General features: G+C 74.6%; 11 protein-coding genes. 5 read left to right on the plus strand and 6 right to left on the minus strand.

All coding sequences use genetic code 11. The features are described 5' to 3' along the window. Positions 1–106 precede the first annotated feature (106 nt). Positions 107–691 (minus strand): isochorismatase family protein, encoded by a 585-nt coding sequence (locus ACF08B_RS03440; RefSeq protein WP_392315828.1) that lies wholly within the window; start codon positions 689–691, stop codon positions 107–109. A 110-nt stretch (positions 692–801) separates the two neighbouring features. Next, a complete protein-coding gene (locus ACF08B_RS03445; protein ID WP_093472552.1) occupies positions 802–1239 on the minus strand; it encodes a MarR family winged helix-turn-helix transcriptional regulator in 438 nt (145 codons plus the stop codon). 139 nt (positions 1240–1378) lie between these two features. Here ACF08B_RS03445 and ACF08B_RS03450 point away from each other — a divergent pair, with 139 nt between their 5' ends. The 5 genes from ACF08B_RS03450 to ACF08B_RS03470 all read left to right on the plus strand — a co-directional run bounded on the left by ACF08B_RS03450 (position 1379) and on the right by ACF08B_RS03470 (position 7754). After that, positions 1379–4414: an FAD-binding and (Fe-S)-binding domain-containing protein gene (locus ACF08B_RS03450; RefSeq protein WP_392315829.1), complete on the plus strand. Its 3036-nt coding sequence runs from the start codon at positions 1379–1381 to the stop codon at positions 4412–4414. A gap of 2 nt (positions 4415–4416) precedes the next feature. Next, positions 4417–5526, plus strand: coding sequence for an enolase C-terminal domain-like protein (locus ACF08B_RS03455; RefSeq protein ID WP_392315830.1), 1110 nt, complete (start codon positions 4417–4419; stop codon positions 5524–5526). Between the two features lie 88 nt (positions 5527–5614). Further along, on the plus strand, positions 5615–6625 hold the full coding sequence (locus tag ACF08B_RS03460) for an SDR family oxidoreductase (protein ID WP_392315831.1): 1011 nt from the start codon (positions 5615–5617) through the stop codon (positions 6623–6625). A 9-nt stretch (positions 6626–6634) separates the two neighbouring features. Then, entirely contained in the window at positions 6635–7135 is a 501-nt protein-coding gene (locus tag ACF08B_RS03465) for a metallophosphoesterase family protein (RefSeq protein WP_392315832.1), read from the plus strand. Positions 7136–7157: 22 nt separating this feature from the next. Continuing rightward, on the plus strand, positions 7158–7754 hold the full coding sequence (locus ACF08B_RS03470) for a GNAT family N-acetyltransferase (RefSeq protein WP_392315833.1): 597 nt from the start codon (positions 7158–7160) through the stop codon (positions 7752–7754). Positions 7755–7785: 31 nt separating this feature from the next. Here ACF08B_RS03470 and ACF08B_RS03475 read toward each other — a convergent pair whose 3' ends face one another. From ACF08B_RS03475 to ACF08B_RS03490, 4 genes are read right to left on the minus strand one after another with little or no spacing between them, the layout of a single operon-like run. Further along, positions 7786–8454, minus strand: coding sequence for an SRPBCC family protein (locus tag ACF08B_RS03475; RefSeq protein WP_392315834.1), 669 nt, complete (start codon positions 8452–8454; stop codon positions 7786–7788). A gap of 15 nt (positions 8455–8469) precedes the next feature. Next, the gene (locus ACF08B_RS03480) at positions 8470–9576 is read right to left on the minus strand and encodes an XdhC family protein (protein ID WP_392315835.1); all 1107 of its coding nucleotides are present in this window, start codon (positions 9574–9576) and stop codon (positions 8470–8472) included. Further along, entirely contained in the window at positions 9569–10777 is a 1209-nt protein-coding gene (locus ACF08B_RS03485; RefSeq protein ID WP_392315836.1) for a VWA domain-containing protein, read from the minus strand. The genes ACF08B_RS03480 and ACF08B_RS03485 overlap by 8 nt, the downstream gene beginning before the upstream one ends. 5 nt (positions 10778–10782) lie before the next feature. Continuing rightward, positions 10783–11658 (minus strand): AAA family ATPase, encoded by an 876-nt coding sequence (locus ACF08B_RS03490; protein ID WP_392315837.1) that lies wholly within the window; start codon positions 11656–11658, stop codon positions 10783–10785. Positions 11659–11673 lie beyond the last annotated feature (15 nt).

Consider the following 11673-nt stretch of genomic DNA (forward strand, 5'->3'; position numbering starts at 1 on the left):
TTCGCCTGCCGTTGCCTCGGTGACACGGTGTGCGTGGCCGCATGCTAACCCGGCCGCTCGTGCGCGTGTGCGGACACTCGCGCACAAGGGGCCGGGCCGAGGAGGGTCAGGCGTGGGTCTTGGCCAGCAGCTCCAGGACCTCCGCGGTCGTGCCGGACTCGCCGAGCCGCGGGAAGATGCGCTCGACGCTGCCCTGGTGAGCGGCGGGGTCGGCGTCGGCCATCGCGTCGGTGGCGAGGGTGACGTGGTAGCCGTGGGCGTAGGCGTCACGGGCGGTGGACTCCACGCCGATGCTGGTGGCGATGCCGGTCAGCACGATCTGGGTGATGCCCCGGCGGCGCAGCTGCGTGTCCAGGTCGGTGCCGTGGAAGGCGCTCCAGTTGTGCTTGGTGACCCGGATGTCACCGGGGTGCCCGGAGAGCTCGTCGGTGATGGTGTCCCAGCCCTCGGGGAAGGCGAGCCCGCGCGCCTGGCGCTCGGTGCGGCCGGGGACCGCGTCCGCCCCGTCGGCCGCGAAGGAGACCCGGACGAGCACCACGGGAAGGTTCCGGGCGCGGAAGGCGTCGGCGAGTTCCGCCGTGCGGGACACGACCTCCGGGCCCGGGTACGGCTGGGTGGGCATGGCCACGATGCCGTTCTGCAGGTCGACCGCCACGAGGGCGGTACGGGGGTCGAGGGTGGTGAGCGACATGGGTCGGCCGGGCCTTTCGGGGATTCGGGGGGATGGGGAGGACGCGCCGGCCGGGGAGTGGCCGGACGGCGCGTGCGCCGCGGGGGCGGCGCGGGCGGAGGCGCACCGGATCACGGCTGGGACAGCCGGTCCATCAGCTCCAGCGCCCGCAGGACCGCCTCCCGCTCCTCGGCGGTGAACCGGTCCTGGAAGGCGCGGGCCAGCCACTCCTCGCGGACCTGCTTGTTGCCCTCGACGCGCGCCCGGCCCGCGTCCGTCAGCGTGACCAGCTGGCGGCGCCCGTCGTCGGGGTCGGGGGCACGGCGGATCAGTCCGTGCTGCTCCAGCGCGGCCAGCGTGGTCGCCATGGACTGCGGCCGTACGCCCTCGGCGGCGGCCAGGGCGCTGGCCGTGGCCGCGCCGTGCTTGCCGACCAGGGTCAGCGCCGACTCCTGGGAGGGGGTCAGGTCGGCGTCCTGGGCGATCTCCCGGATGCGGCGCCGCAGCCGGCTGAAGACCACCCGCAGGTCACGTGCGGCACGGACGGCCGAGTCGGAGATGTGATCCATGCCGCCAGCCTAGGACCGACAGTGGAAACTGTCCAGGCGAAACTGTTCAGTTTTGCCTGAATGATTGCCGGGTACTCGCCCGCCGTCGGACCGCACGACGGGCCCGCGCCTAGCGACGACGGCAGGTGAAGGAGCGCAGATGACCCCTCCGGACACGTCCGGCCTGGAGGCGGCCCTCCGTGCCGAGGTGGACGGCGAAGTCCGCTTCGACGCGGGCAGCCGCGGCGCCTACGTCACGGACGGCTCGAACTACCGGCAGGTCCCGCTGGGCGTCGTCGTCCCCCGCACCGTGGAGGCGGGCGCCCGGGCGGTGGCGGTGTGCGCGCGCTTCGCCGCCCCCGTGCTGTCCCGCGGCGGCGGCACCAGCCTGGCCGGACAGACGACCAACACCGCCGTGGTGATCGACTGGAGCAAGTACTGCAGCAGGGTGCTCACCGTCGACGCCGAACAGCGCACCTGCGTGGTGGAACCCGGCATCGTCCTGGACGAACTCAACCGGCAACTCGCCGGGCACGAGCTCCAGTTCGGGCCGAAGCCCTCCACCCACAGCCACTGCGCGCTCGGCGGCATGATCGGCAACAACTCCTGCGGCGCCTCCGCCCAGGCCTACGGCAAGACCGTCGACAACGTCCGCCGGCTGGAGATCCTCACCTACGACGGTCAGCGCGCCTGGGTCGGTCCCACCCCGCCCGCCGAGCGCGCCCGGATCGTCGCCGGCGGCGGACGGCTCGCCGAGATCTACACGGGCCTCGACCGCATCGCCACCGAGTACCTCGCGGACATCCGCCGCGGCTTCCCGAAGATCCCGAGGCGCGTCTCCGGCTACAACCTCGACTCCCTGCTGCCCGAGAACGGCTTCGACGTGGCCAGGGCGCTCGTCGGCAGCGAGGGCACCCTGGTCACCGTCCTGCGCGCCGAACTGGACGTCGTCCCCGTCCCCGCCCGCCAGTCGCTGCTCGTCCTCGGCTACGACGACATCTGCGCCGCCGCCGACGACGTGTCCCACCTCCTGGAGCACTGCTCGCCCAGCCAGCTGGAGGCCCTGGACGGGCGCATGGCCCAGCTGATGCGCGAGGAGGGCGCCTACCTCGACTCGCTCGACACCCTGCCCGAGGGCGACAGCTGGCTGCTGGTGCAGTACAGCGGCGACAGTCAGGAGGACGTCGACGCCCAGGCCCACGCCCTGCTGCGCGCCGTCGGCCGCGAGGAGAAGGACGCGAACGTCGCCTTCTCCGACAACCCCGAGCGCGAGCAGAAGATGCTCAGGGCCCGGGAGGCCGGCCTCGGCGTCACCGCCCGCCCGCCGGACGACCGGGAGACCTGGGAGGGCTGGGAGGACTCCGCCGTACCGCCCGAACGGCTCGGCGACTATCTGCGCGACCTCAAGGGGCTGTTCGAGGAGTTCGGCTACGACCACCCCTCCCTCTACGGGCACTTCGGCCAGGGCTGCGTCCACACCCGCATCCCGTTCGGCCTGAAGACCGCCGAGGGCGTGGCCGACTTCCGCCGCTTCGTGGAGCGTGCCGCCGACCTCGTCGTCTCCTACGGCGGCTCCCTGTCCGGCGAGCACGGCGACGGCCAGTCCCGCGGCGAACTGCTCACCCGGATGTTCGGCGAACGGCTCGTGACCGCCTTCGGCGAGCTCAAGGCCGTCTTCGACCCCGGCAACCGGATGAACCCGGGCAAGATCGTCCACCCCAACCCCGTCGACGGCCAGCTGCGGCTCGGGCCCACCTGGCGGCCCGACACCCCGGCGACCCACTTCGGCTTCCCCGAGGACGACCACTCCTTCAACCGCGCGGTGATGCGCTGCGTCGGCATCGGCAACTGCCGCGGCCACACCGGCGGCGTCATGTGCCCCTCCTACCGGGCCACCATGGAGGAGGAGCACTCTACCCGCGGCCGCGCCCGGCTGCTGTTCGAGATGCTCGACGGACACGCGGACTCCGTCGTCAAGGACGGCTGGCGCTCCACCGCCGTGCACGACGCGCTCGACCTCTGCCTGGCCTGCAAGGGCTGCAAGTCCGACTGTCCGACCGGCGTCGACATGGCCACCCTCAAGGCCGAGTTCCTCTCCCACCACTACGAGGGCCGCCTGCGCCCCGCCGCCCACTACGCCATGGGCTGGCTCCCGCTGTGGGCGAAGCTGTCCCGCATCGCCCCCCGGCTGGTCAACTCCGTGCTCCACGCGCCCGGTTTGGCCCGCGTGGGCAAGCGGCTGGCCGGCGTCGACGAGGCCCGCGAGGCACCCGTGTTCGCCGCGCAGTCCTTCCTCCAGTGGTGGCGGCAGCGCGACACCGAGAACCCCGACCCGGCCGACCCGCGCACCGTCGTGCTCTGGCCCGACACCTTCAGCACCTACTTCCACCCCTCGATCGCGAAGTCGGCCGTACGGGTCCTGGAGGACGCGGGCTTCCGGGTCGCCGTCCCCACCGAACCGGTGTGCTGCGGCCTGACCTGGATCTCCACCGGCCAACTGCCCGTCGCTGAGAAGGTCCTGCGCCGCACCCTCGACGTCCTGCGCCCCTATCTGGACGCGGGCACCCCGGTCATCGGCCTCGAACCGTCCTGCACCGCCGTCTTCCGCTCCGACGCCCCCGAGCTGATGCCCGCCGACCAGGACGTGCGGCGGCTCGCCGGCCAGGTCCGCACCTTCGCCGAACACCTCGTCCACCACGCGCCCGACGACTGGCGGCCACCGCGGCTGGCCCGGCAGGCGACCGTGCAGACCCACTGCCACCAGCACGCCGTCATGAAGTTCGACGCCGACCGCGAACTGATGCGCCGCGCCCACCTCGACGCCGACGTCCTCGACGAGGGCTGCTGCGGACTGGCCGGCAACTTCGGCTTCGAACGCGGCCACCACGAGGTCTCCATGGCCGTCGGCGAACTCGGCGTCCTGCCCGCCGTGCGCGGTGCCGCCCCGGACAGCCTCGTCCTCGCCGACGGCTTCAGCTGTCGCACCCAGATCGAGCAGGGCGGCACCGGCCGCCGCGCCCTGCACCTCGCCGAAGTCCTCGCGCTCGCCCTCGACGGCGACCTCCCGAGCGACCGGCCCGAACGCCTCGCCGACCGGCCGCCCGAGCCGTCCCGCACGGCCCGCTGGGCGACCACCGCCGCCCTGGCCGTTCTCGCCGCGGGCGCGGTCGGCGGGCTGTGCCGGCCGCGGAGGTGACCATGACCGATCCGCCTGCCGTCGAGACCGTGGACACCGCCGTCTACACCGTGCCCACCGACGCCCCCGAGGCGGACGGGACACTCGCCTGGGACTCGACCACCCTGGTCCTGGTCACCGCCCGCTCCGGCACCACCAGCGGACTCGGCTGGACCTACGCGCCCGCCGCCACCGCCCACGTCGTCCGCGACCTGCTCGCCGGCACCGTCACCGGTCTCCTGGCGTTCGACGTGCCGCGCGCCAACGAGCGCATGTGCCGGACCGTCCGCAACGCCGGACTGCCCGGCGTGACCGCCCAGGCGATCGCCGCGGTCGACATCGCCCTGTGGGACCTCAAGGCCCGGCTGCTCGACGTCCCCCTGGTCCAGCTCCTGGGCCACGCCCGCGACGACGTGCCCGTCTACGGCAGCGGCGGCTTCACCACCTACGACGCCGGGCGCCAGGACCGGCAACTGCGCGGCTGGACCGAGGAACAGGGCATCCCCCGCGTGAAGATCAAGATCGGCGAGTCCTGGGGCACCCGGCAGACCCGCGACCTGGAACGGGTCGCCCGCGCGCGGGCCAGCGTCGGTAACACGGCCGAGCTGTACGTGGACGCGAACGGCGCCTACACCGGCGGGCAGGCCGTGCGGATCGCCGGCGGCCTCGCCGACCACGACGTGACCTGGTTCGAGGAACCCGTCTCCTCCGACCACCTCGGCATGCTCGCGGACATCCGCGGCCGCGTCCCGATGGACGTCACCGCGGGCGAGTACGGCTACACGCTGCCCTACTTCGCCGCCATGCTGTCCGCCGGCGCCGTCGACTGCCTCCAGGCGGACGTCACCCGGTGCGGCGGCATCACCGTCTGGCTGCGCGCCGCCGCCCTCGCCCACGCGCACGGACTAGACGTGTCCGGCCACTGCGCGCCCCACGCCCACGCCCACGTCGCCGCCGCCGTGCCCAACCTCCGCCACCTGGAGTGGTTCCACGACCACGTCCGCATCGAGGGGCTCCTCTTCGACGGCGTCCTCGACCCCGGCGGCGGCAGCGTCACCCCGGGCGCCGACGGGGCGCCCGGACTGGGCCTGACCCTCGTCGAGGAGCGGGCGCGGCGGTACCGGGTGGAGTGAGACCGATGCGAGCCGCCGCTTCCCGCCCGACGAACCGTTCCATGCCATACGACACGCCGTACGACACACCGTACGAAAGGAGATGACCATGCCCCCGACCGTCGTCATCACCGGTGCCAGCGCCGGGATCGGGCGGGCCACCGCCCGGCTGTACGCGAGGCGCGGTGCCGACGTCGTGCTGATCGCCCGGGGCAAGGGAGGCCTGGAGGAGGCGGCGGACGAGGTCGCCGCCCTCGGCGGACGACCGCTGGTCCAGGTCGCCGACACCGCGGACCCGGCACGCGTGGAGGCGGCCGCCGACGCCGCCGAGGAGACCTTCGGTCCCATCGACGTGTGGATCAACTGCGCGTTCTCCACGGTGTTCGCCCCCTTCGAGGAGATCACCGCCGAGGAGTTCGAGCGCGTCACGCAGGTGACGTACCTCGGATTCGTCAACGGCACCCGCTCGGCCCTCAAACGGATGCTGCCCCGGGACCGCGGCACCGTCGTGCAGGTCGGCTCCGCGCTCGGGGAGCGGTCCATCCCGCTCCAGGCCGCCTACTGCGGCGCCAAGCACGCCATCAACGGCTTCACGTCCTCCCTGCGCACCGAACTGCTGCACCGCGGGAGCCGCGTGCACGTCACTGTCGCCCAGATGCCCGCCGTCAACACCCCCCAGTTCCAGTGGGTGCGCTCCCGGCTGTCCAAGCACCCCATGCCGGTGCCGCCCATCTACCAGCCCGAGGTCGCCGCGCGGGGCGTCGCGTACGCGGCCGACCACCCGCGCCGCAAGCAGTACTACGTCGGCGCCACCACGGTCGCCACCATCTGGGCCAACCGCTTCGCACCGGCCCTGCTCGACCGCTACCTGGCCCGCACCGGCTTCGACTCCCAGCAGACCGACAGCGTCCCGCCCGCCGGCCTGGACAACCTCTTCGAGCCGGTCGACCGTGAACCCGCCGGCGACCAGCGCGCCCACGGCGCCTTCGACGACACCTCCCACGCCCGCTCCTGGCAGGAGATCCTGGTCCGGCACCCCGCGGCCACGGCGGTCGGCGCGGGCGCCGCCGTACTGGGCGCCGTACGCGGCGTCCGCCGGCTGACCTCCCGAGCCGCATAGGCTGACCGCGTGCGCCTCCTCCTGATGTCCGACACGCACCTCCCGAAGCGCGCCAGGCGGCTCCCGGAGCAGCTGCTCGCCGAACTCCCGCACGCGGACGTCGTCCTGCACGCCGGGGACTGGGTCGACGCGGCCACCCTCGACCTGCTTCAGAGCCGCAGCCGCCGGCTGGTCGGGGTGTACGGCAACAACGACGGCCCCGACCTGCGCGCCCGGCTCCCCGAGGTGGCCCGTGCCGAGCTCGGCGGCCTGCGCTTCGGCGTGGTGCACGAGACCGGCCCCGCCCAGGGCCGCGAGGCCCGCTGCGCCGCCCGCTTCCCCGACCTCGACGTCCTGGTCTTCGGGCACAGCCACATCCCCTGGGACACCACCGCCCCCGGCGGCCTGCGCCTGCTCAACCCCGGCTCCCCGACCGACCGCCGCCGCCAGCCCCACTGCACCTACCTCACGGCGGCCGTCGACGGCGGAGCGCTCACCGACGTGACGCTGCACCGGCTGCCCCAGCGGTGACGGACCCTGGCATGATCACCGGATGACCTCCACCGCCGGCATACCCGACGTCGTACCCGCGGGCCGCCTCGCCACCCGGGCACAGCCCGTACTGCCGCTGCCCGGCGGCCTTCAACTGCGGCCCTGGCGGCTGGACGACGGCGACGCCGACGCCCTGCACACCGCCGGACAGGACCCGGCGATCAGCCACTGGAACCTCTTCTCCGTCGGCAGCCGGGACGAGGCCCGCGCCCGCATCGAGCGGCTGCACGCCCGCCGGACGGCCGAGACGGGCGCGATCTGGGCCGTCGCCCCCACCGGCGGCGCGGCCGTCGGACTCGCCGGGCTCAACGACGTCGACCTGGCCGGCGGCACCGCCGAGCTCGTCTACTGGGTGCTGCCCGAGGCGCGCGGCGGCGGCATCGCGGTCGCGGCGACCCGCGCGCTCAGCGGCTGGGCCCTGGACGACCTGGGCCTGCACCGGCTGACGCTGTGCCACTCCACCGGCAACCCCGCCTCCTGCCGGGTGGCCGAGAAGTCCGGCTACCTCTTCGAGGGCACCCACCGCAGCGCCCTGCTGCACGCCGACGGCTGGCACGACCAGCACGTCCACGCACGCGTGGCCGGAGATCCCGCGTAGCGCGCACGGAGCCCGGCCGTCTCCCGGGGCGCTAGCGGCGTCGTCCGCCGTGGCGGCTGCGGCTGCGGCTCCGGTTGCGGCGGCGCAGGCGCAGGGCCACCACGGTCAGGGCCGCCAGGGCCGCCGCCAGGGCCGCCGCCCGTTTGGCCACCGGGAGGCCGGCGACGTGCAGCAGGTCCAGCGGCTCCGGCTCCGCCGGGCCGGCCGGGGCCGTCGCCGTCCCTTCCTCACCCGGCTGCTCCTCGGTGGCCGGGGGCCGCTCGGTCAGCCGCTGGGCCAGGCAGTCGGCGAACTGCGACACCAGCCGGTCGCCCACCTCCGCCAGCACCCCGCGCCCGAACTGCGCCGGACGACCGGTCACCGTCAGATCGGTCCGCACCGAGACCGCCGTCCCGCCGTCGCGCCCGCTCAGCTCCGCGGTGACCGTCGCCCGGGCCGTGCCCTGCCCCCGGGTCTCCCGGCCGCTCGCCACGAGCACCATCCGGTGCGCCGCCTCGTCCTGCTCCTCGAACACCGCGGTGCCCCGGTAGGTCACGGTCACCGGGCCGACCTTGACCTTCACCGAGCCCGTCACGGTCTTGCCGTCGTACTCCTCCACCGTCGCGCCCGGCAGACACGGTGCGACGCGTTCGATGTCGAGGAGTGCCGGCCAGGCCTCGTCGACCGGGACGGGGACGGTGAACTCGTGCTGCAGCTCCATGACTTCTCCTCGCACTCAGACGGCGGCGGGCGGATGGATGGCCCCGGTGGTCGCGGTCAGCGGCGCTCCGCTGCCGCCCCAGCGCAGGGCGACGATCTCGGCGGCGACGGACACGGCGACCTCCTCGGGTGTACGCGCCCCGAGGTCGAGCCCCAGCGGTGAGCGCAGCCGGGACAGCTCCGCCGGGGTGAGACCGGCCTCGGCCAGGCGTTCGCGCCGCTCGTCGTGGGTACGGCGGCTGCCCATGGCCCCGATGTAGGCGGCCGGCCGGCGCAGCGCCTCCTCCAGCAGCGGCACGTCGAACTTCGGGTCGTGGGTGAGGACGCAGATCACCGTGCGCTCGTCGGTGCCGGTGCTCCGCAGATACCGGTGCGGCCACTCCACGACGACCTCCACGCCCGCCGGGAAGCGCTTGGGTGTCGCGAAGACCGGGCGGGCGTCGCACACGGTGACCCGGTAGCCGAGGAAGTCGCCGATACGGGCCACCGCGGCCGCGTAGTCGATCGCGCCGAACACCAGCATCCGCGGCGGCGGCGCGAACGACTGGAGGAACACCGTGACGTCGTCCTCACGGCGCTCGCCCCGCGGGCCGTAGTGCCTCAGGACCGTCGCGCCGAGGGCGAGTTCACCGCGCGCGTCGGCCGCTACGGCGGCATCGAGCCCGCTCGTGCCGAGCGTGCCGGCCACGGTGTCCCGCCACACGCCGAGGGCGGCACCGCGCGGGGCGGGCCCGTCGACCACCGTCGCCACGGTCACCGGCTCGCCCGCGTCCACCGACCCCGCGACCGCCCCGAACACCGGGTCCGTGCCGGGCGACACCGGCCGCACCAGCAGAGTGATCTCTCCGCCGCAGGTGAGCCCCACCGCGAAGGCGTCCTCGTCGCTGTACCCGAAGCTCTCCAGCCGGGCCTCGCCGCTCGCCACCACCTCCTGCGCCAGTTCGAACACCGCGCCCTCCACGCAGCCGCCCGACACGCTCCCCACCACCTCGTCGTCCGGACCCACGGCCATGGCGGCACCGGGCCCGCGCGGAGCGCTGCGGCTGACCGCGACGACCGTGGCGAGCCCGAACGGGATCCGGGAGGTGTACCAGCGCTCCAGCGCCGGGAGGATCTCACGCACGCTGCGCTCCTTTCACGTCGTCCGCGCCGTCCGCCGCCCCGCGCACCACCGCCGCGAGCCGCTCCAGCGCCGCGAGGCTGTGCCCCTCGACGAAGGCGTCGACACTGGGCAGGGCCGCGGCCATCCCCGCCGCCAGCGGCGCGTAACCGGGGCGGGCCTTGCGCGGGTTGGCCCAGATCACCTGGTGGGCCAGGGCGTGCAGCCGGCGCATCTGCGCGCCGAGCAGTTCCGGGTCCCCGCGCTCCCAGCCGTCCGACATGAGGACGACGACCGCGCCGCGCGCCATGCCACGCTGCCCCCAGCGGTTCAGGAACTCGCGCAGCAGCTCGCCCAGCCTGGTGCCGCCGCGCCAGTCCGGCACGGCCGCCGCCAGGGCCGTCATCGCCAGGTCCGGGTCCCGGTGGGACAGTTCACGGGTGGTCCGGGTCAACCGGGTACCGATGGTGAACACCTCCGTGCGCCCCGCCCGCACCGCCGCGTGCGCGAACCGCAGCAGCGCGTCCGCGTACGGCGCCATCGAACCGCTCACGTCGACCAGCAGGACGACCCGGCGGGGCCGCTCCACCCGCGCGTGCCGCCGCAGCCGGGCGGGTTCCCCACCGCGGCGCAGCAACTCCCGTACGGTGCGCCGCGGATCGACGTCCCCACGCCGGGCCGGCCGCCGCCGGGCCGTACGCCGGGACTGGCCGTGCAGCGCGAACGCCGCGAGCAGACGCCGCAGTTGGGCCCGTTCCGCGCCGTCAAGGCCGGCCACGTCACGATGGCGCAGTACCTCCGCCGAGCTGGCGAGCGTGGCGGTGGGCGGCCCCGTGGGCTCGCTCCCGGCCGGTCCGCCCGGCACGCCGACCGCCTCGCGCACGGTCAGCCGCAGCCGGGGCGGGGGAGTGGCACGCACCCGGCGCGGGGCCGGGTCGCCGCGGGCCCCGAAGTACGCGGCGAACACCCGCTCGTACCGCTCCAGGTCGTCGTGTCCGCCGCACAGCGTCGCCCGGCCCGCCCAGTACACGTCCGCCCGTATCCCGGGCCGCAGCACGGCCACGGCACGCAGGAACGCGTACAGCCGCTCGGTGCTGACGTCGAGCCCGGCCGCCCGCAGCGCCCGTACGAAGCCGACCAGCACGGCGTCGGCACCGAGCGGTGTCCCGGGAGGGCCGCTCTGCGCGCCGGGCGACCGGTCCGCCTCGCCGTCGGCCGGGGCCATCGCCGTCACACCCCCCGCGCGGCCAGGGCCGCCGCGAGGTCCAGGCCCCGGGCCCGGTCCATGTCCTCCCGGTACTTCAGCACCGAGCCAAGCGTCGTCACCACCAGGTCCGCGTCCGCCTCCCGGGCGCCCAGCGCGTCCAGCGCCTGGGCCCAGTCGATCGTCTCGGCCACCCCCGGGGGCTTGAGCAGGTCCGCGCCCCGCAGGGTCTGCACCAGCGACGTCACCTGCTCGGCCAGCCGCTGGGACACCCCGGGGAGCCGGCGCCGCACGATGGCCAGTTCCCGCGCGAAGGACGGATGGTCGAACCAGTGGTACAGACACCGCCGCTTCAGCGCGTCGTGCACCTCCCGGGTCCGGTTCGAGGTCAGCACCACCACCGGCGGCACCTCGGCCCGCAGCGTGCCGAGTTCCGGGATCGAGACGGAGTACTCGGACAGCAGCTCCAGCAGGAACGCCTCGAACTCGTCGTCGGCGCGGTCGATCTCGTCGACCAGCAGTACCGACGGCTGCGTCTGGAGGGCCTGGAGCAGCGGCCGGGCGATGAGGAAACGCCGGTCGTACAGCTCGCTCTCCAGACGGTCGGCGTCCGTCACCCCGGCCGCCTCGGCGGCCCGCAGGTGCAGCAGCTGGCGCGGGAAGTCCCAGTCGTACAGCGCCTGGGAGGCGTCGATGCCCTCGTGGCACTGGAGGCGGATCAGCGGCGCGCCGAGCACCTCGGCGAGGGCGGCGGCGAGCGCGGTCTTGCCGACGCCCGCGTCGCCCTCGCAGAACAGCGGCCGGTGCAGCCTCAGGGCCAGGAAGCAGGTGACGGCCAGCCCCTCGTCGACGAGGTACCCCGTCTCCTCCAGGCGGGCCCGCACCTGCTCCGGGTCGTCCATCCGGGTGATCGGCGC

The sequence above is a fragment of the Streptomyces sp. NPDC015139 genome, assembly GCF_043079785.1.
GTDB lineage: Bacteria > Actinomycetota > Actinomycetes > Streptomycetales > Streptomycetaceae > Streptomyces > Streptomyces albidocamelliae.